The organism is Candidatus Saccharibacteria bacterium oral taxon 488 (assembly GCA_010202645.1).
Classification (GTDB): Bacteria; Patescibacteriota; Saccharimonadia; order Saccharimonadales; family Saccharimonadaceae; genus Nanosynbacter.
Genome location: CP047920.1, coordinates 806,346 through 830,839 on the forward strand (window position 1 = coordinate 806,346; position 24,494 = coordinate 830,839).

Consider the following 24,494-nt stretch of genomic DNA (forward strand, 5'->3'; position numbering starts at 1 on the left):
TTATCAGCTATTCGGAATCGCTCTGGCTTGCCGACCGCGCACCACGCACATCGCCACTACAAACATACCGACCAGCCGCGATACTAATGAGGTGTCGTCTGCACTTGATTGAGTCGTTGACGCAGACTCTTCTTCTGGATTGAGCCGGCTGTCGTCTGGCCATAGGCCAGAGGATAGACGGCTTTTTACGACCAAAACATTATCACTCACAGCACTCGTTCCGCTATTATAACCGTAACTGTCAACCGCGCTGGTAACCGCCAAATCATTCTGCTCGTCCAGTTCAGATTCTACCGCCTCAGACACTTCAGTAGCAGCAAGTTCTTCTTGCGCTTCAAGTAAATCAATAGTTGGCTCTACATCGCTGGTATCCGCAATTATAGTTTCAACTTCATCATCCGTGCGCGGTAAATCGCTTTTTTCCGATGCTTCCATAACTATATTGTCACACTCCTCGCGAGGCATGATGCGCTCCTCTAAAATTTCCACTGCTGGCTCATCCAGCTCGACATCAGGTATTAGTTCAGTAGCCAGCGAGGCAGTAATAGCTATCTGCTCCTCTGGCTCATAATCATTGGTGATTTCAGGCACTGATGCCGCCTTAGAATTGTCCAATTGCCCCACGAAGTCCATATCAACACCAATCTCGTCGTCTACGGAGAGTTTCAAATCATCGACTTCTTCACGCGCCGTAGTCGCCTCCATTGGCAGCGCAATCGTCACCACTTCAGCCGAAGATACTTCCGGCTCTACTGCTGGCGACTGTTGTTCGACAAAGAACACCGTATCCTCCTCGGCCCAAAATTCATTATCCTTACCATGACTGCATTCTACCGTTGCATCATCATGATAAAGCTGTTCGACCAGGGAGGTCTGCGTCTCATAAACCCTTTTGTCCACTACCAATTCCTCGTTCAATTTTGGTGGCAGATCAATTTGATTTTTACCCTCGCTAACCGTAACGGCAGCAGCTGGCAAGGTTACATTCATCGCTTCTAGCCCTATCGTCTCATCAGTCTCATGCGTCACCTCTATAACCCCATGTGTCGTAGGCTCGTTAACAATATCGGGCCGTGTCGGGCCGTGATCAGCTGGAGACTCCTCCCTCACAGAAAGCGAGCTTTCTCCATGTTCAACAATATCTTGAGTTGATAATGACACAATCGCCGACTGATCAGGCTGCTCTTTCACTGAAATTGATGCGGCAGTATTAACCACCTCTTCAGTAGATGTCTCGTTTGTTTCGTATTCCACTGACACGTTACCGGCGTCCTCTTGCTCCTGAGACGGCGGCACATTAGCTGCGGTCGGAATTACGTGCTTAGGCTGTTCAACACTATCAATTGATTCAACAAAATCATTATAATCCAGCACCGCATCTATATTAAGCTCGCTAGGTTGGATGTCTGTTGATGCTTTCGTGCCAGAATTGTCAATTGGCCCCGTAGTCACAGACTCATCCGCCTTTACTGTGTCAAACTGCGCTGCCAAGTGTTGCTGCTCGGGAATTGGCGTAGCACTTTCATCATTTTCTGCTGCTCGGCTCGGCTCAGAATTGGCTGATTTTGACCCTGCTATAACCAAATCTTCTTCTTTTTGGTGTTCAATTGATGGTGTTTTTACGCTTGACGGCGCAGTAGTTTTATCGCCATCATATGTATTTTCCACAACACTAGCAGTGTCCTTATCGTCGCTAGCCGTATGATAAGCTGTTTCATTTTTCAGCGAATTGCGATTCTCATCACCAGTTTGAGTATCCTCGCTTACCGCTGGCGATGACGGCACAGTTCTCGTTTTCGTTTGCATCAGTATATCTGAAGATTCAGATGCCAGCTGCTCATTTTCTTTGTCTACCGTATCAGAGACAATAACAGAAGTCTGCTGCTTTATTTCTATTGACGGACGACTTTCCTCTGTTGGCTCGGTAAAATGTTCCTCGCCAGATATATCGCTGAGCACGTTCCTAGTACTTTCTGACAGAGCTTCCCCGACATCTTTAATATCGTCAGCGATAGTTTCTGGAGCCATTTTTAATCCAAAGAATGGCGCTTCTGCTGCTTCAGTATCCACATCCTCGCCCGAAGCTTCAACCGGCTTGCTAGTCGAAGCTTTACTTTCTTGTTCCTGCGGCGTGATCTTCTCAGTTGGCCCATCTGGCTTGTCGGCGCTAGTTTCAACCACTCTTGGACCATCAGCAACTGGCAGTTCCTCACCATCAAAGTCGTCAGGTAGGGGCCGTGCCCAGACAATCTCGCCCGGCGCGTCGTCTTCTCGGAGTAATTGCTCTAGGGTGCTTAGCTGTTCCCCGGGCTGAAGTTCAGTATTGCCTGCCATCATTGCGGCTTGACGCTCTTCACAAAATTGTCTGAGACCGCAGCCAATACAAGCAATCGTCCCATACTTTTGACACTGCTCGGGATTGACTGGTGCTGATGTTTCTTTTGATTCGGGTTTGCTGTTTGTAACAGTATTGAGTTCTGCCTCACCGCTGGCCACCGCCACCAAATCAAACTGCTCAACACTATCAGCCGCCGTTTCGCCAATACCAAACGAAAGATCTTCACCACTGACACTGTCTCTCAGCGACGAAAACACATCAAAACCATCACCGTCAATTCCTGTCGATGATACTTCTGCTGTACTCGTCGCCCCAATCATTGCTCAAAAAATGTCTCCGTTGAGATATGTGATTCATCAACACCAGCGGCGGTTAGTTTTTGCCAAACATAGCGCACAAATGGTAGACTACCGCAAACCAGAAAGTGCGCCTCGTCCGGCGTTTCAGCGACGATCTTCGCCACCTCAAACCGCCCATTCCACCAACCATCCGTTTCCTCAACCTGCTGGCGGGTACTAAACTTGTTGACCTTGATGGACGAGGCCGCTAGCTCCCCTGAGAACACCATATATTCCGGTGATTTTTGACTCAAATAGAGGAAAGTCGGCTGCTTAGCGTCCGCCAAAATACTCCAAATCGGGCTGAGTCCGCACCCCGCCGCAATACCAACTAGCGGCCGCTCAGTCTGCGGGTTGAAATCGCCGTACGCCCGGCTAATCTGCAGCCTATCGCCAACTTGACGCGAACACAAATAACTCGAGAATTCGCCGCCAATATTTTTCACGGTAATCGACATTAAGTCCTCGTGTGGGCGCGAAGAAATACTATAGGCCTTGCCTTCGCGCACCTGACTACCCTCAATGAACACCGTGATGTATTGCCCCGCCATAAAATCAAACGGTCGCGCGAAATACAGCGTTGTCACCTCAGGATTCTCCTGGCGTACCCGCACAATTTCGACGGTTAGTGAATCACGCATTCCTCGACATACCTTTCCATTATTTTTTGGGCGGCTCTAAATTCTTCGTCAGTAAAAGTATGGTAATTGGCAAACTTCGGGCTAATGGTGGTACCGGTGCGAAAATGCTGCAAAGCAAATCGCTTAGCGCCTTTGACGAGCTCGCCAATCTTTTCAAAATCCGCCACCTCCAGCTGCTCGCGAACGATCGTCGTCCGGAACTCATGACCGATCCCTGAATCAATCATCAGCCGCACATTGTCTTTGATGGCCGCTAGATCAATCGGCCGGGCGGCAATCTCCACGTATTTTTCCAGCGGACCCTTGACATCCATGGCGATGAAGTCAATCGTCCCCTCCTCGATCATACCGCGCACCATATCAGGATGCGTGCCATTAGTATCCAGTTTGACATCAAAGCCGAGACACTTGATCATCCGGCACAGCACCGGCAAATCTTCGTTGACCGTCGGCTCACCACCAGAAATCACCACGCCATCTAGCCGACCAACACGCGATTTTAGGAATATCATCGCCTCCTCGACCGGGATGCTTGGCGCCAAACGCTCGGGTAGTACCAGTTCGGGGTTATGGCAGTAGCCGCAGCGCATATTACAGCCCGAGAGAAACAGTGCTGCCGCCACGTGTCCTGGATAGTCCACCAGCGACAGCTTCTGAATCCCGCCAATCGCCACCTTAAGCTGGGACAGCGACGGCGCAAGCTCGCTGGTGTTCGGCGGCATCGTCATAATGCTCCCTCATGTCAAATTCAGCTTGCTTACCGTTATTCCACTGGGAAACTGGGCGCAAGAAACCAACCACCCGCGAGTAGACCTCAGTACTCTCGCCGCAATTCGGGCAAGCCGGATGTTCGCCGACGATATAGCCGTGGTTAGCACAAATTGAAAAGCTTGGCGTAAAGGTAAAGTACGGCAATTTGTAGTTTTCGCAAATCGTTTTAACCAGTTTCTTCAGCGTCTGTGGATCATCCATGCGCTCACCCAGGAAGAAGTGAATCACTGTACCGCCCGTGTATTTAGTCTGCAAATTATCTTGCAAATCCATCAGCTCAAACAAATCGTCAGTGTAGTTGACCGGCAAGTGGCTGGAGTTGGTGTAGAACGGATGCTTGACCGCCGCGCCCAAACCATTGGCAAAGTGTGCTCGATCAGGGAAGCTGGCTTTGTCAATTTGAGCCAAACGGTAGGTCGTACCCTCAGCTGGCGTCGCCTCCAGGTTGTAATTATTACCCGTTTCTTTCTGGTATTCCACCAAGCGGTCGCGCATGAAGTCAAGCGTTTTCTCGGCAAATGCCTTACCCTTTTCAGTACCAATGTCAACGCCCAGCAAATTCAACGCTGCCTCGTTGGTGCCAATCAAACCGATAGTCGAAAAGTGGTTCTTCCAGTATTCATTAAAGCGCTTTTTGATATCGCGCAGGTAAAACTTGGTGTACGGATACAGGCTGATATCCGAATCGGTCAGCTGTTCCAGCACCTTGCGTTTGGTCTCCAGGCTGTCGCGCGCCATATCCATCAATTCGCCCAGACCCTTGAAAAATTCTTTCTCGTTCTTTGATTTCAGTGCCAAGCGCGGTAAGTTAATCGTCACTACGCCAATTGAGCCGGTCATCGGGTTGGAGCCAAACAAACCGCCGCCGCGATACTCCAGCTGGCGATTATCGATCCGCAAGCGACAGCACATCGAGCGCGCATCCTCTGGGTCCATGTCAGAATTGATGAAGTTCGAGAAGTACGGAATGCCGTATTTAGCGCTGGCTTCCCAAAGATTTTCAATAACCGGATTATCCCAGTTGAAATCTTTGGTGATATTAACCGTCGGAATCGGGAAGGTAAAGACTCGGCCATTGGCGTCGCCCTCAGACAACACCTCCAGCAGCGCCTTATTAAGCATGTTCATCTCTTCTTGATAATCGCCGTAGTTGGTGTCCTGCATCTCGCCGCCGATGATCACCGGATTGCCAGCCATATGCTTCGGACATTCCAGATCAAGCGTAATGTTGGTAAACGGCGTCTGGAAACCAACCCTAGTTGGCACATTGACGTTAAAGACGAACTCCTGCAGCGCTTGCTTGACCTCATCATAGCTCAGCTTATCAGCGCGAATGAACGGCGCCAAGAGAGTATCAAAGTCAGAGAACGCCTGAGCGCCAGCCGCTTCGCCCTGCAAAGTGTAAAAGAAATTGACCACCTGCCCAAGAGCTGAACGGAAATGCTTAGCCGGCTTGGAAGCAACTTTGTTTTTAACGCCAGTGAAGCCTTGGCGCAGTAAATCCATCAGATCCCAACCAACACAGTAGACGCTCAGTAGGTTCAGATCGTGAATATGTAAATCGCCTTCCTTATGCGCCCGGCCGATTTTCGGCGAATAAATCTTATCCAGCCAGTAGGTCTTGGTAATTTCCGCCGAAACGTAATTATTCAAACCCTGCAAACTATAGCCCATGTTGGAATTTTCTTTGACTTTCCAGTCTAGATTATTGACGTATTTATCAATCAAATCGACGTGCGCGTTGGATGTAATTTCACGCAGTTTTTTATGCTGGTCGCGGTAGATGATGTAGGCTTTGGCAGTTTTCTTAAACTTGGAATCAATCAAAATATCCTCGACGACATCCTGGATATCTTCGACGCCCGGCAGGCGTTTTTGGTTGCGGGTTTCCAGCACCGCCAGTACCTTGTCAGTCAATTTAACAGCCTGCTTGGCATCAAATTCGCCAGTCTCCAAACCCGCCTTCTCGATGGCTTTCTCAATTTTTTTACGGTCAAATTTAACAGTCCGACCATCGCGTTTTTTGATTGATTTGTACATACCCCTCCTTATTATGGCAATAGCAAACCAGCCCCAACCTCCCCGAGGGACTTGTGTTGCAAAAAACGTTATTTATTTTCTAAAACACCATATCTAGTGCTTAATATAGAATATACACGCGATATATAGCGTTTGTCAACGAAAATACATTGTATTATTTACATGCGAGACGAGGGAGTATTCGCCCCCTCTGATAACGCCAAAACATCGCGGTGAATCATATCAATAACCTCTGCCTGAGCCAGCTTCTCGCCAATTCGCTGCTCGCCGGGCACACCCAAAACGTCTTGATCTTTCCACCACTGGCGCATCTCCGATTCGCCAAATTCATGGGCGTTTGGCTTGGTAGCGTGGCGGCGCACCGTTTCCTCAAACGATATGTCAAAATAATAAATCAGTTGTTCGCCCTGAAAATCATCCAGCAGCCGGCGCAGCATCGTGCCGTATTTTTTATTGCTCAAAATACCCTCCAAAATCACCGTATAACCAACGTTATTGCCGTACATGCATAGATCATACATCAGTTGAATCGCCGGATTGCTTTCGCTGTCTTTCACGCGCAGCATTTCCCGCCGCACCACATCCTGCGACACTAACATCGTGCCGTAACCCAGCTGACGCTGGAGCAGGCGCGCCGTGCTGGTTTTACCGCAACCAGAATTACCACGGAGAATGATCAGCGGATGAGAGGCCATCACGTACGCTCCAGTAAATCATAAGCGGTAGCTGCCGATAGCGCCTGCATTTGGCGAAGATTATCGCCCGGCTTAAGCGGCGGTTTGAGGCTGCGAATAAGATAAAAACCGATAAACGCTGATAACATTTCTGTATTTACTTCGCCGAGCCACAGTGTTACATCATGACCATGGCGCGTCATATCGATCAAAAACTCCGTCGCACCAGACCCCCGAGGCGCATAGGAGGCCCAGTTCCAATCAACCAATTTCAACTCACCAGTTTGCGGATGAAACGCCAAGTTATCACTGCGAACATCAGAATGATTAAAACAATCTTCTGGTTGTTTGGTGAACTGTTTAGCACATACCGAAATATCTGCTAATCCATCACTCCTGTTCAGTAACTCCATCATCTTCTGGCAACGCTGCTGGTTGGCTTCTGATTGCTCCGGTAATAATGTTCGGTAGTTATCAATTAGCTGACGACGGATGTTGGCATCAGCAATAATTCTATCAATACCGTCATCTAAGCCAAGCTCCGCCGTCGTAAACGGCTGTAATTGCAATTCCTCAATCACCTCATCTGCCAACTGCGTGTTTTCCAGCTCACGAGCCGCCGTCACCACCGCTGAAATATATCGTTTCGCCACAGATTTTTCCGCTGGCGGCCGCCACAACCAGCCGTAGGCCGCTTCATAACTGGTTGTCATCAGCACGTGCCCACCATCAGCCAGCGTAGTCCAGTCAGCCACATATTGCGGGTGAAGTTTCTGCAACAACTGCGTCACCCCATAGTCTTTTTTCAGCCAAGCCAATTCCCGCTCGCCATCGTCCGGCAGTAAATCGACATCAACCTCTTTGACAAAAATTGTCTTATCGCCCGCCGACACCAAAGCGCGGCGATTACGTGAAAAGCCGCCACTGACTGGTGTAACTCGCAGATCAGAAGAGTCGATACCGAGTTCCGCTGCCACACTATACAGGGCGTTGTCGGTTAATAGTTTGTTATGGCTGGGTAGTGTTTCCATATGGGGAATTATAACATTTAAAATATACCTACTCTATTGCGCGATATAATCAGGCAGACCTATGCCAGGTCACACAACGACAGTCGCCCTATTAAACCCCCGTGTCTCGCCGACAAAATCCGATCAGCGCCACGCCGAGTGCCACCAAACTCACACAAACTAAAACGACCAATTTTCCTAAGTTCAATCCGTCCATCAAGGTCCCCGGAATATTGTAATAATGAATCAGCGACCAAACGTCGTAATCTTTCCAACTTTCGATCAGTTTGGCGGTGATCGACAGGGCGTACATTGCTAGAAAAATTAGACTACCAGCACCGACAGCCAACCCGCGCTTGCCCGTCACTGCCTGAGTGACAAAGGTGAGACTACCAAAACTAAGCCCCAAAAACCACAAACTCACACAAGCCCCGGCAACGTGCGTGAGGTTTGGGTGAAAGTCAAACAGCGGACCGATGAGTGCAATCGTCATACACAATAGCACTGGAGGAATCACCAACAATCCTGCCATCGCCACATATTTCTGCAATACAATCATCACGCGAGTCCGCCGACTAGCAAGCAACAACTCCAGCGTTCCTGAATCCTCTTCCCGACCAATTACCCCAGCGCCCAAAATAATCGCCGTAATCACCACCCCGACCATCGCCACCAGCGGAAACAGCTCAATACTCAGCCAGCCTTCTGGCGTGGCACCAATCGCCAAATCGCCAACCACCGCTTTCATACCAGCCGGCATCATGTTAATGAACGGACTCAATTGATCGCTAAATTTATTGAACAGCGCTGAAAACAACACCGCCACAACGCTAATACCAATACCCAAAAACAGCGGCAGTTTGTAATTTTGCCGCACCGTCTGCCACATCATCGCTTTGCCTCCTCGCCTTCATAATACCGCATGAATAATTCTTCTAACTCCAATTCTGACTCACGCAATAGTTTTGGTTTGTATTCGGCAATGAACGAGACAAACTCCGTTGCATCGCCTTTGACGGTAAATTCATATTCGTCGCCACGGTGTTGAACGTCGGTGATAGACGGTAGTTTTTTGGCTGCCGCCAGGGACGGTTTTTTAGCAAAGGTCACAATGTAGCGGTGAGTCGCCAGGTGTTTCATGGTCGCGATAGGTTCAATGGCAATCAATTTTCCATCGCGGATAAAGCCAGCGCGGTGGCAAATTTTTTGCACTTCAGCCAGGTCGTGACTGCTGACAAATACCGTCGAGCCTTGACCAGAAACTTCGCGCACCAAATCGTAAAATACTTGCTTCATCAGCGGATCTAGCCCGCTGGTCGGCTCGTCCAAAATCAGCAATTTCGGGCGGTGCATAAAAGCTTGAATCAGGCCAATTTTCTGACGATTACCCTTGGAAAGTTGACGAATTGGTCGATCTAGCACCGCCTCAAAACGCCCAGCCAATTCATCAACATAGCGCCAATCAACCTTCCGACCCATTCGCGCCAAAAACTTCAGCAATTTCCGACCAGTCATACTCTCATATAGCGCGATGTCACCCGCCAGATACCCAACCTGATCATGAAGCGCCGTTCGTTCCTTGGAATTCCGCCCACCCAGCAACTCTACCCAGCCATCCGTCGGCCTCAAGAAATCCATCACCGACCGAATCGTCGTGCTTTTACCCGCACCATTCGGCCCAAGAAAACCAAATACCTCGCCTTCATGTAGCTCCAACGACACATTGTTGACTGCCAATTTATGACCAAAGCGCTTAGTCAGCCCGTGTAACATCAGCGGTGAAGTATCACTCATAACGACTCCTTTTCATAGTCATTATTTGCTATGGTTTCAGTATATTATAGCCATACTAAAAGATTAAAGCAATGAGCGAACTTCCACTGCTAACACGCCATAATGTTTTTGGTCAGCAGCGGAATAATATTTGTTGTATTCGGCAGCGGCAGCTTCGGCACTGGTGGCGTGCGGAATAACACGGTGGTAACCCTCGGCCTGCACCATTTCTAAAAAGGAATTGTAGTGGCGGATAGCGATAATCTCCACGCGTGCTTGATCTGGTTCGCCGTCGTGTAGTATTCCTTCGGCATCGCGAACATCGCGGCGCAGGTGAATCTTATCGCCGACTCGGTACTCGGCAAACTTTCCGCGATTCAATCGACCTTCAATCGTCTTCCGCCCGGCGATAATATCGTCGAGTAATTTTGATTCTCGTCCTGAGTGCCAGATTTTCATAATTCCTACAGTGTTGTATCTTTTTATAGTTTTTCTTAACTTCTAGACAGCAGCGGTGTCGTAGTAAAATTATAGCACAGCCTATAAAGGTGTTTCTGCTAGGCATACCTACCAAACTACAATAAAATCTTTAGATTAGGCAAACCTTAAACGGCCATCGCCTGCGCCTCCGGCCAAATTCGCTGCACCAGCCGTTTGCCGCACGCTGTTAGTCGCACCCAAGCGTCGCCGTACACCCGGTTGATTGCCATCAGTCCCTTATGCCGCAAGTCCGCCAGTACATTCATCGCTGTTCGACGTGGCATGCCCATTTGTGCTGCCAGCGTGGCTGCATCGTCACCGCCGTCTTCATAGACTTGCTGCAACACCAGCGCCTCGTTGGTGGTTAAGTTGATTTCGTTTGCTTGCACCTTGTTCATGATTATCCTTTCTGTTAGTGATGAGTATATGATAGCTAAGCAATCTGTAATTTCGCTGTAAGCCGCTCGACTCTTTGACGTCCCTTCGTGACCGTTTACCTAGCAAAGAAAAAAACACCTCCGTAGAAGTGTCTTTTCTTGGCTCCGGGGGCGGGGTTCGAACCCGCGGCCTATTGGTTAACAGCCAACCGCTCTACCGCTGAGCTACCCCGGAATATGTGTCGTATTATAGCGAGTTTTCAATCAGTTGTAAAGTTACCGGTGGATAATTTCCAGGGCTTTTTTCAAGATTTCTGCCTCCGAGTGCGATTTCTCATCATCCGCTGCTTCCCGCTGCTTAATCTCCTTCACCAAGTTTTGCCACCAAGCCTCTTTTTCCGCCTGGCATAACACCAATGAACGCACCTCGCCGTCGCGCTTATCTAACATCCCAGCCGCCACCAAATTATCAACATGCTTCGCCACCGTTGAGACCGACTTATACCCCAATGCCCGCATAATTTCCCGCAGCGTCGGACTATAGCCATTACCCTTGATAAATCCATCAATGAAATCCAGCAGTATTTTTTGCTTTTTTGTTGGCTGCATATTTTTAGTATAACCTGCCCGAGTTATTTGCGCTATACTAAAGAGGTGAAGCGAATATCATCGACGACATATGTGTGGCTGCTGGCCGCCGTGCTGTTTGGCGGCGCACTGTCACTACAGCCGAGCATCAGCCTGGCGATGCTCGATTTTCCGTCGTTTCGCATCGGACTATATCAAGTGGCGGTAATTGGCGTGGTTGGCTGCGGTCTCGGTATAATGGTGCGCCAGCGACTGCGGCCTCGAGGGCGATGGTGGTGGCTCGGCATTGGCATGCTGGCTATCACTAGTATCGTTGGGCTGCTATTATCCTATGTCCGAGCGCGTACCGCATTATATACGGCATCGCTTTTATTGCTACTAATAACCGCGGTATGTGCTGCCCTGATGTACCGGTCACTATCGGCGGGCGATCGGCGACGCCTCATGACAATTGGTCTGTGGAGCGGCATCGTGTTTGGTGTGTTAGCGGTGCTACAGCTCATCATCGCCCATATTGAACCAACGGCGTTCGGTACGCTCTGTTCGGGTTGTCACGCCGGCGTGTTTGGCTTTGTCAGGATCAATCTATTTGCCGCTGAGCCGCAATTTTTAGCAAGTAGCTTGCTACCAGCCCTGTTCGTCGGACTGTGCTGGCGAGAGAGGCGGCGACTAGCAGGCTGGAGCGTTTTTGGTAGCAGCGTGGCGATCAGCCTCACCTTTTCGCGCGGCGCGTTTATCGCGATAATTGGCGCGGGTATCGTGTACGGCGTTGTCCGCTGCTGGCAGCGGTGCGGGAGAAATAGGGACAATACTACTGACGCGGCGCGGGCATCTCATCACGATGCGTGGCGTCAACTCGGCATCATCACGGCCGGATTCGTGGTTGGATGTACCCTACTACTGGTCTCAGCGGTGATTCGCTATCACGACACGCCGCACATTGCCTATAATACCGCTGTGAGCATGCTTGACCAGTTGTCGCTCGGCCGCATCAAATTACCGCAGAAAAATACCATCCCGACGCCAGGCAGCACACCCTCACCGCAAGCACCACCAACCAACGAGACCACGGCACCGAAATCATCACCGTCACCACCCGTCACCCAGCCAAACCCGCTCGCACCATCAGCCAATTTCCAACCATCGGGTTTCGTCGCCGCCTCAGCTAATGACCGACTCAACGCCGCTCGGCTGGCACTCCGAGCCTGGGCGTCAAATCCGCGTATCATACTCTTTGGGACCGGCCTTGGCAATCTCGGCAGTTTTATCCAACATCAGCTGCATCAACCGGTGTCGACCGATCATACGGTGTATATTTTCTACGTTTTGCTGCTAAGTAACATCGGTGTTGTCGGTATACTGCCGTTACTAATACTGCTCGCCGTCACACTATGGCGCAGTGGCCGATGGCTACTAAAACCGTGGGGGCGATTCGCCTTACTGCTAACAACGGCTATCGCTATCCACTTTTGGTTTTTTGGCAGCTTGATCAACTCGGTGCATTGCCTTGCATGGATTGGTATTTTCTTGTATAATCACCCCAAAGGCCATGAAGAAGAACTCTGATTTTTACTTCAAATTGGTGTTGATCGGGCTGGACGTACTGGCGCTAGTTGGTGCGTTCACGGCGGCATACATCATGCGCGTATCACTCGACACGCGGCCTTTCCATGTACAAATCGGGGCGCTGGAGTTTATCACGTCGATTGTGCTGATGCTGCCGCTGTGGGTTGTCTTGTTCTCGTTTTTTGGGCTATACGACCGTGAGCACTATATTCATCCGCTGCGTGAATTTTGGCGACTGGGTATGGCGGCGGTTTGCGGCATCATGATGATGATTTCCTTTAGCTTCTTTAGCAACACACCGCTCTTTCCGGCCAAGATGGTGGTAATTTATGCGCTGATCATCAGCTTTGTCATCTTGCTCATCCTGCGTAGCGCTGCCAATATCGTGCGGCTGCATCTGCTGCGCAAAAACATCGGTATCAAGCGCGTGGCGCTAGTCGGCAACGCCGAATCGACGCGGACGCTGGCCGAGTTTATCAGCGCCCATCCCTCAACCGGCTTTCACCTCAGTGCTATTATTTCTAAAGACGGACTCATCCCGCCACGGCTCAAGGGTTTGCGGCGCTCGACATTGGCATCGGCCTTGACTCGCGATAAAATTGACGCCATTATTCAGACCGACACTGCTCGCAGCGAAGCGCACTATAACTTGGCGGAGCAGCACTATCTCGATTTTTATCAAGCGCCAGCCCTCGACGGCCTGATGACGGCGCGCCATACGGTCGAGATTATCAATTCCGTGCCGCTAGCGTACATTCACCCAACGCCGCTGGCCACCGGCTACGGACGCGTGGTCAAACGGTTGATGGATCTCATCGGTGCGACCATCGGCATTATCATTACCTCGCCGATTATGCTACTGGTGGCAATCGCCGTTAAGCTCGGCGACCCGCGCGGCCCCGTACTGATGCATGGGCAGCAGCGGCGACGCTTGACCCAGTTTAATCGCCCATTCAAGGTGTATAAATTTCGCTCGCACTACGCCAAGTTTGACGGCAAAACTGACGAGGAGGTGTTCGCGATGATCGGCCGGCCGGAGCTGATCGACGAATATCGTCAGAACGGTGATAGGCTCAACCACGACTTTCGCGTCACGCCAGTCGGTCGTTTCATTCGCCGGTTTAGCCTCGACGAACTGCCGCAGTTATTTAACGTTATCAAGGGCGATATTAGCCTCGTTGGGCCGCGAGCGCTGGTGCCGCACGAGCTGAGTAATTACGAGAAAAAGCACACGCTGCTGACGGTCAAATCTGGCCTGACTGGCCTAGCGGTTGTATCGGGGCGGCGCAGCATCGGCTTTGAAGAGCGGCGGCGGCTGGATCTCTATTATGTACAAAACTGGAGTTTGTGGCTGGATATCACCATTCTTCTCAAGACCTGCCTGGTCATCTTTAAGAAGGAGTCTTGATGCGCACCCAGCCGACCATCGCGATCGTTCACGACTGGTTGTATGGCGGTGGCGCCGAGCAGGTTGTCCTGGCGCTACACCGGCTCTATCCTGACGCCCCAATTTATACCTCGTATTGCTCCCAAACGTGGCGAAAAAAACTTGATCACAAGGTGGTAACTGGTTATTTGCAGCATTGGCCATTTGCCCAGCTCAGGCGACTACTACCGGTGCTCAGGCAGCGGTGGTTCGCGCGGCTGGATTTAGGGCAATTTGATATTATCATTTCCAGCTCTGGTAACGGCGAGGCCAAGTTTATCCGAACCACCCGTCCCGATCAACGACATATCTGTTATTGTCATACGCCAACGCATTTTTATTGGCGGCACTATCAGGAATACCTGCGTCGACCGAGCTTCCGGCCGCGGTGGCTGGCACGACTGGGCCTGCGGCTGCTGGTCCGACCCCTCAGACGGCGTGACTACCAGGCAGCGCAGCACGTTGATGTTTTCTTGGCTAATTCCACCGCCATTCAAGCTGATATCAAGCAATTCTATGACCGAGACAGCATCGTTGTCTTTCCGCCGGTGCAAACAACCAGCTTTATGGCACTCGCAAAAACCAGGCCGCGCTCTGTGACGCTACCCGACCGGCCGCGCTGCCTGGTGTGGGGGCGACTGGTGCCGATGAAGCGGCTGGACTTGGTAATTCAGGCCTGTCAGCAGCTTGGTTGGCCGCTCGACATCATGGGCGATGGGCCTGACCGTGAGCAGCTGGAGAAACTGGCGGGCGAATCGACGCGCTTCCTTGGCTACGTCAGTGACGAGGCCCGGGCTGCCGCCATTCAGCAGGCCGACCTATTCCTATTTACCGCCCACGAAGATTTTGGTGTAGCACCAGTTGAAGCCTTGGCCGCTGGACTGCCGGTGGTAGCATACCAGGCCGGTGGCGCACTGGATTATATCAGCCCCGGTAAGAACGGTTGGTTTTTCGCTGAACAAACAGTTGAGAGCTTGGTAGCAACGCTCCAGACACTGCCTGGTCAACAGATCTCGCCGCGGGCCATCGCCGCTTCCGCTAAACCATTTGCTGAACATGCCTTTACGCTCGCCATAAAGAAACTTGTAACCAACGAATGGAGGAACACTCATGCGCATCGCCATTGATGCTCGCACCCTGCGAACGAGCACCGGCCGTTACGTCGAACGGCTGATTCATTATCTACAAAAAATCGACAACCGAAATGACTACATTATTTTGCTCAAGCCAAAGGACATGGATAGCTGGCAGGCCAACAACCCGCGCTTTCAAAAAGTCACCTGTCCATTTGCTGAATTTTCATTCGCCGAGCAACGTGGCTTTAAGAAGCAGCTGGAGGAGCTGCGCCCAGATCTCGTGCATTTTGCAATGGTTCAGCAGCCCGTGTGGTATCACGCCAGCCCAGTCGTCACCACCATGCAAGACCTCACCACCGTTCGGTTCAACAACCCCGACAAGAACCCGGTGGTCTTTTGGGTGAAGCAGCAAATTTATAAATGGGTCAACAAAAAAGTCGCCAGAAAGTCGGCTCATATCATCACCATCTCTGATTTTGTCAAGCGTGACTTGGTGGATTTTACCGGAGTCAGTCCAGATAAGATTACCGTAACGCTTGAGTCCGCCGACGAGCTACCAAAGGGCAATGATCCGGTCAAGGAGCTGGTTGGAAAAAAGTTCATCATGTATATTGGCCGACCGACACCGCATAAAAATTTGCGGCGGCTAATTGACGCATTTGAATTATTGCAACAAAAACACCCCGAGCTGATACTGGCGTTAGCTGGCAAAAAGGACGGTAACTACGCTCGCCATGAAGCATACGTTACCGAACGCGGTATTACAAATGTCGTCTTCACCGGTTTTGTGTCGGACGAGCAACTGCGCTGGATGTACGAGCATACAGCTGTGTATTGCTTCCCGTCACTAAGCGAGGGCTTTGGCCTACCCGGCCTCGAAGCCATGCTGCACGGCGCACCGGTCGCCTCGAGCACCGCCACTTGCCTACCAGAAACCCATGGCGAGGCAGCTCACTACTTTGATCCGTATAGCGTCGAGGACATGGCGCGGGCAATTGACGAACTTCTGACTGACGAGAAGCGACGTCGTGAGCTCATCAAGAAGGGTAAACAGCACGTCAAAACCTTCTCGTGGCAGCGAATGGCCGAGCAGACGCTGGCAGTATATGAGCAGTATGGCCGCAAAGAACCCAACTCATAGCGGATGATCCTGGCTTATCCACACTAGATACTTACATTTGTAATCATAGTCGTTAGGTCGTGGCTCGGCTGCTGGGCTATCTTTGCAACTGCTTTGCGATGTCACCACACTTGGCGGCCACATCCCGCCGTGCCACCAGCACACCGTCTGGTGTGTTAACCACCACTACATTATCAAGGCCGATCACCGCCACCGGCTTGTCCGGCTGCTCGTTGCGAATATAGGTATTAGCGACATCAATGGTATGAACGTTGTCACCATATGCGTAATTACCTGCCTCATCCTTGGTAACCGCGTCGTGTAGATCCTTGAAATTACCGATATCCATCCAGTCAAAGCTGGCCGATACCATAGCCAGCTGATGAGCTTTTTCGATCAGGGCGATGTCGATAACTTGATTATCTAGCGCCAGGTACGCGTGATTGTAAGCCTCGCTACCAAAGTCAGCAATTGACGCTAACGTCTGGTAATTTGACCACAGATCTGGAGCACTCCGCTGCATTTCATTCCTAAACACGTCAACTGAGCCAACAAAGTAGCCACAATTCCACAAATAATTTCCCGACTCAACATACTGCTTCGCCGTCTCGTAATCAGGCTTTTCCTTGAACGACTCAACATTATAGACGCCCGCTTGAACATCAATCACCCCATCGCGCTGAATATAACCAAAGCCAGTCGACGGGAAGGTCGGCTCAATGCCGATCAGCGTAATACACTGCTGCTCGGTCGATACCCGGCCCGCCGTAGCAAACGAACGAGCAAACCCTTGGGTGTCACGCACATTATGATCAGAGTGAATAAAGGCAATCGGCTCAGTCCGGTCACGGTGGCGATTAATATAATCCAGGGCCAATACGATACAGTGCGCCGTCCCCCGCCGTCCCGGCTCGATCAAGAAGGCCTCGTCCGGCAGCTCGGGTAGCTGGGCCCGCAGCGCCCCGGCGTGGCTGGCCTCGGTCACCACATAAACGGTGTCACCGAGCTTTCTGGCCCGGTCATAGGCTTGCTGGACCATGGTGCGCTCACTAGTTAACGCCAAAAGTTGTTTTGGTTGAGTGGAGGTTGAGAGTGGCCAGAGACGCGTGCCTGAACCACCGGCAATAATTACAGCTATCATACTATTAGTATACCGAGTTAGGGGTATAAACACCACCTATTCTTTAGAGGATCCCGCACCCATATCACAACGAACTACTAACGGGACCCAATGGCGTCAACACCGCCCTCGTAGCCAAATAACATCGCTATAGCTTCTACCCTACCAAAGAACTCCTGTATCCGCTCGATCGTTGGTTTTTTAGGCATTAATGTAAGCTCTTTTAGTATCTCATTGCGTAGCGTGTCCTTATCAGTATCAAGCTCGCTCAGCAATTTGATGCGCTGTATCTCGGCTTTATAGTGCTGAGGAGCCTCAGACTTCTTTCCTAGTAATACGTGGGCCTGCATTCTAGCTTGTTCGTCGCGCTTTCTGTCAAAATCAAGATTATCTGTTTCCTGCTTAACCTGCGATTCTGGATACATCAGGTCGACCTCAGTTCCACCGACACGCTCTCCATTAGCCATTGCCGCCAGAACAGTATAGTACATATATAACCAGTTGTTCATTCCCGGTGCATCTGAAGGATAATCTAATAGGTGCTGCATCCCTTGACGATTATAGCCCCGTGGACCAGCGAGCGCATCCGCCAGCATTCCTAGTATATACTCGAATAACCAGCCGATCAATTCCTCGGTACGCCGCTGGAATGGCGGCATTGATTCTTTTGAACGCTCTGTCCGCCCAATAACGACGACTGAAAACTCATCCAGCGTCCTACTAATCTCTTCTGCAAAATCTGGCATACCCGTTTTCTCTGGCTCGGAGGTGATAATTTTATTTCCACCTTGATCTAGTACACACCTCGCACCAATCTGTCGCTGCTTGGGAATTCCTCCTTCTTCTGGTTTAACACATACTACGGCAGCCCCGAGCTGACCGAGGTCCTTTGCAATAAGCGGATCAGGCGACGCATCAACCACAACGCATGGCAGCTCATGGTCTTTGACACATCTCTTTACGGTCGTGCGCGCGAGGTCGTAACGGAGATCGTTACGCTTATACTTTGTTCCCGTCACTATAACAACCGGTGCTCCCTCTATAGAAGGCCTCTTAACTTCAGTCATACTATCATTTTAACATATAAGTTTAATTTGTCAATGACAGATCAGTCCTCTTACACTTCAAAAACGCTTTGCACGAACGATACTGCGTCCTCTACACGCTTCACGTTCTCTCCCTGTTCACCCGGACGCATTTCGATTGACACAACACCCTCATAGCCAATGTGTTTTAGCGCATCAGCTGCGGCACGATAATCAACATCGTCTCGATTATAAACTCGATCAAGCATCGGAGCACTAACATGAAAATGCTTCAAGATATCGCCATTATTTCGTATCGATTCGCCAATATCATCACCAGCCAGCGCCATGCACGCCGTATCAAGATGCAGACCGATTCCCTCTGAGTTAACCATACGGACAAGCCGCGCGCCTTCGTCTGCTGTTGTCACGTAGTCACAATTATATTGAGGTGCATTTGGTTCGATACAGAGCATGGTATTATGCCGCTTGGCGACATCACCGAGCTCGGCGAAGAAACGGCTTGCGATGCTGTCCGCTTCTTCTACTGACATCGCACCGCGCTGTCGATTCTTTGGTGAACCAAATACCAGCCGACCAGCACCCATATCCCCAGCTAACCGCAAAAAGTCAGCCATATATTGCTGCATCTCGTTGCGAAGTTCGCTTGATTCAAACAGCTTTAGGTCAGGGCGCGCAAACAGCATCGACTGAAAGGCTACAATCTCAATACCATACCCCCGCCACCACTCGACATATTCGTTAATTTGCTCGGGAGTTGCCTTGGTCGGATCATCCCAACGCTTCGTCGGCGCGATCTCGACATAGCGCACGCCAAGCTCCCGCAGTCTCGCGGCGACGTCCGCTTCTTCTTCATTTGTCCATGCGATGTTTGATATAGCTAGTTTCATATGGTAATTATACCACTATTTATCCTATGGGCTATGCCGCGAGACCACATTGCTTTTTAAAGATTTCGATCTCCTCCTTAAGAACCTTCGGGTTCAAAGGACCTCTCATTTCGATTGATACCCAACCATCATAATTAGCCCCTCTGAGAGCATCCATATAGCCTCCCTGGGGAACCTCCGGCGCAAGTGAAAGCCGCTTCAGCTCCGGAGCGCTGGCATCAATACCGCGTACACTATCTCTATGGTTATGGATCAGTGAAGCCAAATCCCCCGGCGCGTCCCCAGCGCCATACATCGCCGCTGCATCAGGATGAATTCCGAACCCCAAACGGTTCTCCGTCTCGAGCCCATCAGCAATGCGACAAGTCAGATCCTCAGCCTGCCCTAGTGTGATACCAAACTCATTGCCATAGCCACACAACGGCTCAATTGCTAGCTGTGTACTATTACGAGCGGCCGTACGAGCAACCCTAGCAAATAACCTGATCGCCTCCTCCATGGCCTGTTTATAGCTACGACCCCCCAGTTTACGCAGCGCTGGCGAGCCAAATGACATCGAATCTGCACCGAGCTCACCGGCGAGTATAGCTTGAACTTCTAGATGTTTCGCTAGACGTTCGCGTTCATGGTCACTGCCAAAAAGTGCCATATCCTTGGTGGCATACGTCAAAGACTGCAACCCAACAACCGTTAGACCGAGACCCCCGAGACGCTTGCGGTATTCTCTGGCCTCCCGCTCCATAGTTTTGAGGCGGTCTTTGCGCTCCCGCTCAGAGAAATTAGTGATTTCCGGTAGGTCCGACCAGATTGTCGGCGGTGCAATCACCAGCCCCTCAACACCACTCTGCGACACGCACTTCAGTGCTGCTTGTTGATCTTTACCAAAGGCAATATTCGAGATGGCAAGCTTCATTGACTCCTTTGAACTCATGCTCGCATTATACCATGATTACTTATTTTTTGCAACAAACTCCTTGATGCCTGCCAGCTCTTGCTCCTTTGTGTATAGATAGTCACCTTCACCGCCATACGCCTCAGCATATTTACTGTGCATATCCCAGTAGGCCGGTGTTACTCCTTCTGGTGTGTTGGTAAACTCTATACCAAAGGCAACCTTGGCGACTTCCCGCGTGCTGACTGGTGGCGTCGCAAAATTAACCAGTGGCAGATTATTCTCTAAAGCAATGGTGATATCGCGCCAAATATTGGCGAGATTATAGTACTGGTACATACCATCAGCATGGATTTTCTCAACCATGTTATTGTTCATCAGATCATAAATAACGTTCTTCTTCAGCCCGTCACCAAATAACCCCGGCAGGCGAACAATTGTTGTGTCAAAGTTCTCACGACAGAATTGCTCAAGATAATACCTATTAACTCCGTATGGCAAAAGCCCTTCGGTTTCAATGGGCGTATCTTCGTTAGCGCCATTCGGGTTTTTATAAACACCGACTGTTGAAATCAGGACGAGTTTCTTGATCTTTACCTTTTTGATATGTGAAATAAAATCCTCAATCTCCGCGCGGTCGACCTCTGGCTCCTGATTAATCCGCCACATTTCAGCACGGTTTGCGGCACTCACCACCAGGTCGTACTCTTGACCTTCAATGTCAGCTATATTTTTGCTGTTATAATAATCGTCAAACTCGTGTTGACTCTTTATATTTCCACCGACGAATCCGGTGTACCCAATTAAGGCAGTCTTCATAGTATATTCCTCCTGGCTACAATTATGTCAGATTTTATATAAAACTCAACGATAGCCCAGTATGGACATGCGACAATATCAATTATAGAATGGTTTAGGTACTATGAAGAAACCTAAAATTTTAGGCCAGATAACTCTTAAACAAGCGCTGCTTTTTACCGCGGTATTTGTAAGTATTGCCCACTTGTTGGTTTTCGTAGGCTACGCTGTGTTCGCAGCTCTCGGGAATGGCCTGGTGATGGATTCCTATGCGGCCAATGGAACGTTCCAGCTATACAACCCCCTCCGTCGATTACTTGATGGTGAAGTTTTAGCACGAGACTTTCCATTCTTTCACGGGGTAGGAGTTCCCCTGCTTCATTTCCCCTTGTTTTACATCATGGGGCACAACTTATTTGCTGTAGAGGTTGCAAAGTTACTAGTATCACCACTCATATTCCTCATCTCGTCTTTCTTGCTATTTTGGGCTTACTTCAAAAATGTAAAGAAAGCGGTCTTTACAACAAGTATATTTACCGTCATTTCCCTACTGTGCATCGATGCAATTTGGGCGGGTAATTCCCTTCTGGGTCTCAGGACGGCCTTTCCATTCATTGCAGCAGCGTTTATGTTATGGCACCCAAACTGGCATGTTAATATCGGTAAACATAAGACGAGAGTCGACTTTTATTATCCTATTCTCTATACCCTCATGGGGATTTCCGTCGCCTGCGGAACCGAACAGGGTCTAGCATTTATGCTTGCTTATGTGCTCATCAGGGTAATTCAGTATATTCGTTCCAAGGAAACGATAAAAAAGCGGGTGCTGGCGTTTGTTGGCGAGTTATGTGGTGTAGCACTGGCCACATATGTCGTGCTTTCAATTATGACGCTTGGCCACGCACACGAGGCACTTTACTATGCACTCGTTGAAGTTTCAGGCGACCAAGGATGGTACTTTGGCGCTCCGCCGAACAGTTTTTTGCAATTAAGCAATCTTGATCAGTTATTCACCAACAGAATGCTATTCTACATGCTGCCCATCATTATCGGCGGTATTGTTGCCTATATAATTGGTGTAAAGAAAGCTCTACTGTCCAAAAAAGAAACGTTCGTTTTCTCTATCTTGCTACTATATGGCCTGGTGGTGTTTGCTGTTTCTGCCACTGGTTACTGGGCGCCCAGTGCGCAGCTCATACCACTGGAGCGGGCGGCAGGAGTTATTCTCGTGGCGATAGTAACTCATGTGATATATAACCTGATCCAAGCAAAAAAATCGACTCCTAACACTAAAGGTAAAGGCTTCTCGGTCTTAGCATTCGGGTTGTTGCTTGGTAGCATCATCGCCCTAGGATATAACACTGCGGTATTTCTACAAAAAATTGATTGGATGCCGCTAAGACACATTATTACTGAGTCAAGAAAGGCCAGGCATTCTACTGATGATGCTGAATATGTCAGCACCGCCTGGAGGAAGCGCCTCGAGGCCTTTGCTCCACATATTGAAAGGGGGCACGTGTCTGGTCTACCTATACCAGTGTTTATGATTCGATTCGCCAACAGAAGAATGGATCTTCGGGGGGTGAAGACTATATTATACACGCCCTAGGCCCCGCCAGAAGAAATCACTACACTCAAGATTTTATAACCCAAAAGCCTGATTACGTCATAACCCTAAACCCCTCATATTTTAAGTATGAGGAGTGGCTGTGGACTCGTCACTGGGCATTTTATAAGGAGCTTCAGGATAACTACACTATCATTGCAACAAATGATTCTCATGTTTTGTGGAAACGCCGGGCGGGTACTGCGGCACAGAAAAAGACGAGCCATCCGAAACACCACATACAAAAAGACGCAAACGGAGATTATGTCATTACTGCTGGTGCCGCAAACAATATATGCGTGTTTGAAGTGTCGGTTCGCTACAATGCTAGAAGCATTCTACCCATGACCGCTAAATTACCGAGATACCTCCTAGAGTTATCTGGATCATCACTACAAAAACATCCTGTGTCGCTACCACAATACGACACGGGCTGGAGCTTCCCTGTGGCACTGGCACCAAATGATTCATCCATACGAATTTCGCCAAAAGTTTATAGTTTGATACCAGGGGTTTCACTGGAAATACAAGACGTATCTTACCGCGAGGTTACCGCCCAAAACAACCTGTACATCTATCAAAGTAACTTCTGCCTACATAACGCTAATAAATGCGAAGGGATTAATAAACGCTAGCTACGAGTGGCGGCCTTCTTTCTTTGGTCGGCTTAATATTATCGTGAATAGTCCGGACAGTATCGCCGCAAAAACCGACCAATACATATACCGATAATCAACCGCCACAGCCATAGGAAAGTATGCCACGATATATATGAGACCCGACAAAGCCACTGCGCGTGTAAAGCGTCGCTGTACCTGTTCTCGTATTCTCCCGCTCTTATAGTAAATGAAGACAAGGACAGCAAGATATAGCCATGGCTGAAAAATCAGCGGGACATTCGCCTGGGCACCGCCTTTAACATATGCCGCTAGACCACTGATGGCATATTCATTCTTTACCGCGGCACCGACCTGGTTTTGCTCAATACCAGGCTGAAAAATATACATACGCTCTGGTTGCGGAAAGAGAAATATCGAAAAAGTTGCCAACCGATACGATACATATCTTACTGGATGTTTCATAATTGTCGATATCCAATCGTTAAATACACCTTGGTGTTCATTTTTGAGCACTTCTCGCTGGGCCGCTGTCGTGCATATAATGTAAGAATTCATGATATCTTTTGTTTTATCGCGACAGGTGTCATGAATTTTTTTGTACATAGACCACCGACCGTGATGTTCTCTATCAAAATTAGCAACGTGAACTATATCGTCAAGCTGCACAGCGGTAATTGGATGAGTTTTTTCGCTAGGCTGATTAATGACAATGGTAACACCAATCGTTACCACTAAACCAATTATTACACTAGCAAGACCGCTCCACACAGGAGGTCGCTTGGTTAACAAGCTCGGCAATACAAACAGAATGGGCAGCACCGCAAACAGTGCATTATATCGTAAGATACCAGCATAGAGAATCAATAGCAGCGCCAGTCCGACGATACCATACACAGCAACGCGCCCTAGTGATTTTTTACTACTTATGATGAACCATATGAGCAGCACCGCCAATGTTAAACTGAATGCCATCTGAACATCTTTCCATATTACGCCAGCAATATTCACTATATTAGGCAGTAGTATAATTATGTAGACGGAAAGAGCCCATGCGCGGTTACGAGTGTGCCGATACACGAGAATCGACAGCATAAACATAGCCGCGACAAGCAGTACCAGCTGAAAAATCAGCATAGATGAGATGTGACCAGTTACTCTAATCAGAAATCCCCACAGCCGCGTCATCACTGGCGGATGCCAATCAGTGAGGCGAGCTACGCCCGTGGCTTGCTCAAGGTGGCTAATGGAGTCGGGCGACATATATCCAGGATAGAAAACGATGACGAGCAGCATTAGCATACCTG

At 49.7% G+C, this 24,494-nt stretch carries 22 protein-coding genes and 1 tRNA gene; 5 read left to right on the plus strand and 18 right to left on the minus strand.

All coding sequences use genetic code 11. The features are described 5' to 3' along the window. Positions 1–3: 3 nt before the first annotated feature. From GWK77_04390 to GWK77_04445, 12 genes are all read right to left on the minus strand, one after another. Positions 4–2,658: a hypothetical protein gene (locus GWK77_04390; protein ID QHU93369.1), complete on the minus strand. Its 2,655-nt coding sequence runs from the start codon at positions 2,656–2,658 to the stop codon at positions 4–6. Beyond that, the gene (locus GWK77_04395) at positions 2,655–3,317 is read right to left on the minus strand and encodes a hypothetical protein (protein ID QHU93370.1); all 663 of its coding nucleotides are present in this window, start codon (positions 3,315–3,317) and stop codon (positions 2,655–2,657) included. The genes GWK77_04390 and GWK77_04395 overlap by 4 nt, the downstream gene beginning before the upstream one ends. After that, the gene (locus GWK77_04400; protein ID QHU93371.1) at positions 3,302–4,045 is read right to left on the minus strand and encodes an anaerobic ribonucleoside-triphosphate reductase activating protein; all 744 of its coding nucleotides are present in this window, start codon (positions 4,043–4,045) and stop codon (positions 3,302–3,304) included. Before GWK77_04400 ends, GWK77_04395 begins: the two co-directional genes overlap by 16 nt. Further along, entirely contained in the window at positions 3,993–6,128 is a 2,136-nt protein-coding gene (locus GWK77_04405; protein ID QHU93372.1) for a ribonucleoside triphosphate reductase, read from the minus strand. The genes GWK77_04400 and GWK77_04405 overlap by 53 nt, the downstream gene beginning before the upstream one ends. A gap of 158 nt (positions 6,129–6,286) precedes the next feature. Further along, entirely contained in the window at positions 6,287–6,823 is a 537-nt protein-coding gene (locus GWK77_04410) for an AAA family ATPase (GenBank protein ID QHU93437.1), read from the minus strand. Further along, positions 6,823–7,833, minus strand: coding sequence for a hypothetical protein (locus GWK77_04415; protein ID QHU93373.1), 1,011 nt, complete (start codon positions 7,831–7,833; stop codon positions 6,823–6,825). Before GWK77_04415 ends, GWK77_04410 begins: the two co-directional genes overlap by 1 nt. Before the next feature lie 91 nt (positions 7,834–7,924). Further along, positions 7,925–8,704: an ABC transporter permease subunit gene (locus GWK77_04420; protein QHU93374.1), complete on the minus strand. Its 780-nt coding sequence runs from the start codon at positions 8,702–8,704 to the stop codon at positions 7,925–7,927. Further along, the gene (locus GWK77_04425) at positions 8,701–9,606 is read right to left on the minus strand and encodes an ATP-binding cassette domain-containing protein (GenBank protein QHU93375.1); all 906 of its coding nucleotides are present in this window, start codon (positions 9,604–9,606) and stop codon (positions 8,701–8,703) included. The genes GWK77_04420 and GWK77_04425 overlap by 4 nt, the downstream gene beginning before the upstream one ends. Before the next feature lie 63 nt (positions 9,607–9,669). After that, complete coding sequence (locus tag GWK77_04430; GenBank protein ID QHU93376.1) at positions 9,670–10,044, minus strand: ASCH domain-containing protein; 375 nt, start codon at positions 10,042–10,044, stop codon at positions 9,670–9,672. A 146-nt stretch (positions 10,045–10,190) separates the two neighbouring features. Continuing rightward, complete coding sequence (locus GWK77_04435) at positions 10,191–10,463, minus strand: hypothetical protein (protein ID QHU93377.1); 273 nt, start codon at positions 10,461–10,463, stop codon at positions 10,191–10,193. Between the two features lie 139 nt (positions 10,464–10,602). Continuing rightward, positions 10,603–10,677, minus strand: a tRNA-Asn gene (locus GWK77_04440). A gap of 41 nt (positions 10,678–10,718) precedes the next feature. Then, the gene (locus tag GWK77_04445; protein QHU93378.1) at positions 10,719–11,051 is read right to left on the minus strand and encodes a hypothetical protein; all 333 of its coding nucleotides are present in this window, start codon (positions 11,049–11,051) and stop codon (positions 10,719–10,721) included. A gap of 45 nt (positions 11,052–11,096) precedes the next feature. Between GWK77_04445 and GWK77_04450 the strand changes: the two genes are divergently transcribed. Genes GWK77_04450 through GWK77_04465 form a run of 4 tightly spaced genes read left to right on the plus strand, consistent with a single transcriptional unit; the run spans position 11,097 to position 16,239 of the window. Beyond that, positions 11,097–12,596 carry a hypothetical protein gene (locus GWK77_04450; protein ID QHU93379.1) on the plus strand — a complete coding sequence of 500 codons (1,500 nt, stop codon included), beginning with the start codon at positions 11,097–11,099 and terminating at the stop codon, positions 12,594–12,596. Next, the gene (locus GWK77_04455) at positions 12,580–14,004 is read left to right on the plus strand and encodes an exopolysaccharide biosynthesis polyprenyl glycosylphosphotransferase (protein QHU93380.1); all 1,425 of its coding nucleotides are present in this window, start codon (positions 12,580–12,582) and stop codon (positions 14,002–14,004) included. The genes GWK77_04450 and GWK77_04455 overlap by 17 nt, the downstream gene beginning before the upstream one ends. Continuing rightward, positions 14,004–15,149, plus strand: a complete 1,146-nt coding sequence (locus tag GWK77_04460; protein QHU93381.1) for a glycosyltransferase — start codon at positions 14,004–14,006, stop codon at positions 15,147–15,149. Before GWK77_04455 ends, GWK77_04460 begins: the two co-directional genes overlap by 1 nt. Then, positions 15,133–16,239, plus strand: coding sequence for a glycosyltransferase (locus GWK77_04465; protein QHU93382.1), 1,107 nt, complete (start codon positions 15,133–15,135; stop codon positions 16,237–16,239). The genes GWK77_04460 and GWK77_04465 overlap by 17 nt, the downstream gene beginning before the upstream one ends. Positions 16,240–16,315: 76 nt before the next feature. Here GWK77_04465 and GWK77_04470 read toward each other — a convergent pair whose 3' ends face one another. The 5 genes from GWK77_04470 to GWK77_04490 all read right to left on the minus strand — a co-directional run bounded on the left by GWK77_04470 (position 16,316) and on the right by GWK77_04490 (position 20,985). Then, the gene (locus GWK77_04470) at positions 16,316–17,359 is read right to left on the minus strand and encodes an NTP transferase domain-containing protein (GenBank protein QHU93383.1); all 1,044 of its coding nucleotides are present in this window, start codon (positions 17,357–17,359) and stop codon (positions 16,316–16,318) included. A gap of 77 nt (positions 17,360–17,436) precedes the next feature. Next, entirely contained in the window at positions 17,437–18,405 is a 969-nt protein-coding gene (locus tag GWK77_04475) for a hypothetical protein (GenBank protein QHU93384.1), read from the minus strand. Between the two features lie 50 nt (positions 18,406–18,455). Continuing rightward, on the minus strand, positions 18,456–19,274 hold the full coding sequence (locus GWK77_04480; GenBank protein QHU93385.1) for a TIM barrel protein: 819 nt from the start codon (positions 19,272–19,274) through the stop codon (positions 18,456–18,458). Positions 19,275–19,305: 31 nt separating this feature from the next. After that, on the minus strand, positions 19,306–20,205 hold the full coding sequence (locus GWK77_04485; GenBank protein ID QHU93386.1) for a TIM barrel protein: 900 nt from the start codon (positions 20,203–20,205) through the stop codon (positions 19,306–19,308). A gap of 18 nt (positions 20,206–20,223) precedes the next feature. Continuing rightward, entirely contained in the window at positions 20,224–20,985 is a 762-nt protein-coding gene (locus GWK77_04490) for an NAD-dependent epimerase/dehydratase family protein (protein ID QHU93387.1), read from the minus strand. A gap of 103 nt (positions 20,986–21,088) precedes the next feature. Between GWK77_04490 and GWK77_04495 the strand changes: the two genes are divergently transcribed. Further along, positions 21,089–22,573, plus strand: coding sequence for a hypothetical protein (locus tag GWK77_04495; protein ID QHU93388.1), 1,485 nt, complete (start codon positions 21,089–21,091; stop codon positions 22,571–22,573). A gap of 632 nt (positions 22,574–23,205) precedes the next feature. Here the strand turns inward: GWK77_04495 and GWK77_04500 are convergent. Further along, a complete protein-coding gene (locus GWK77_04500) occupies positions 23,206–24,450 on the minus strand; it encodes a hypothetical protein (protein QHU93389.1) in 1,245 nt (414 codons plus the stop codon). Positions 24,451–24,494: the final 44 nt, after the last annotated feature.

Coding starts and splice junctions, on each gene's coding strand:
- GWK77_04410 (QHU93437.1), bottom strand. CDS start 6,823: ATGGCCTCTCATCCGCTGATCATTCTCCGTGGTAATTCTGGTTGCGGT.
- GWK77_04480 (QHU93385.1), bottom strand. CDS start 19,274: ATGAAACTAGCTATATCAAACATCGCATGGACAAATGAAGAAGAAGCG.
- GWK77_04405 (QHU93372.1), bottom strand. CDS start 6,128: ATGTACAAATCAATCAAAAAACGCGATGGTCGGACTGTTAAATTTGAC.
- GWK77_04425 (QHU93375.1), bottom strand. CDS start 9,606: ATGAGTGATACTTCACCGCTGATGTTACACGGGCTGACTAAGCGCTTT.
- GWK77_04435 (QHU93377.1), bottom strand. CDS start 10,463: ATGAACAAGGTGCAAGCAAACGAAATCAACTTAACCACCAACGAGGCG.
- GWK77_04395 (QHU93370.1), bottom strand. CDS start 3,317: ATGCGTGATTCACTAACCGTCGAAATTGTGCGGGTACGCCAGGAGAAT.
- GWK77_04490 (QHU93387.1), bottom strand. CDS start 20,985: ATGAAGACTGCCTTAATTGGGTACACCGGATTCGTCGGTGGAAATATA.
- GWK77_04445 (QHU93378.1), bottom strand. CDS start 11,051: ATGCAGCCAACAAAAAAGCAAAAAATACTGCTGGATTTCATTGATGGA.
- GWK77_04485 (QHU93386.1), bottom strand. CDS start 20,205: ATGAGTTCAAAGGAGTCAATGAAGCTTGCCATCTCGAATATTGCCTTT.
- GWK77_04495 (QHU93388.1), top strand. CDS start 21,089: ATGAAGAAACCTAAAATTTTAGGCCAGATAACTCTTAAACAAGCGCTG.
- GWK77_04430 (QHU93376.1), bottom strand. CDS start 10,044: ATGAAAATCTGGCACTCAGGACGAGAATCAAAATTACTCGACGATATT.
- GWK77_04460 (QHU93381.1), top strand. CDS start 14,004: ATGCGCACCCAGCCGACCATCGCGATCGTTCACGACTGGTTGTATGGC.
- GWK77_04455 (QHU93380.1), top strand. CDS start 12,580: ATGAAGAAGAACTCTGATTTTTACTTCAAATTGGTGTTGATCGGGCTG.
- GWK77_04415 (QHU93373.1), bottom strand. CDS start 7,833: ATGGAAACACTACCCAGCCATAACAAACTATTAACCGACAACGCCCTG.
- GWK77_04475 (QHU93384.1), bottom strand. CDS start 18,405: ATGACTGAAGTTAAGAGGCCTTCTATAGAGGGAGCACCGGTTGTTATA.
- GWK77_04500 (QHU93389.1), bottom strand. CDS start 24,450: ATGTCGCCCGACTCCATTAGCCACCTTGAGCAAGCCACGGGCGTAGCT.
- GWK77_04465 (QHU93382.1), top strand. CDS start 15,133: ATGCGCATCGCCATTGATGCTCGCACCCTGCGAACGAGCACCGGCCGT.
- GWK77_04390 (QHU93369.1), bottom strand. CDS start 2,658: ATGATTGGGGCGACGAGTACAGCAGAAGTATCATCGACAGGAATTGAC.
- GWK77_04420 (QHU93374.1), bottom strand. CDS start 8,704: ATGATGTGGCAGACGGTGCGGCAAAATTACAAACTGCCGCTGTTTTTG.
- GWK77_04400 (QHU93371.1), bottom strand. CDS start 4,045: ATGACGATGCCGCCGAACACCAGCGAGCTTGCGCCGTCGCTGTCCCAG.
- GWK77_04470 (QHU93383.1), bottom strand. CDS start 17,359: ATGATAGCTGTAATTATTGCCGGTGGTTCAGGCACGCGTCTCTGGCCA.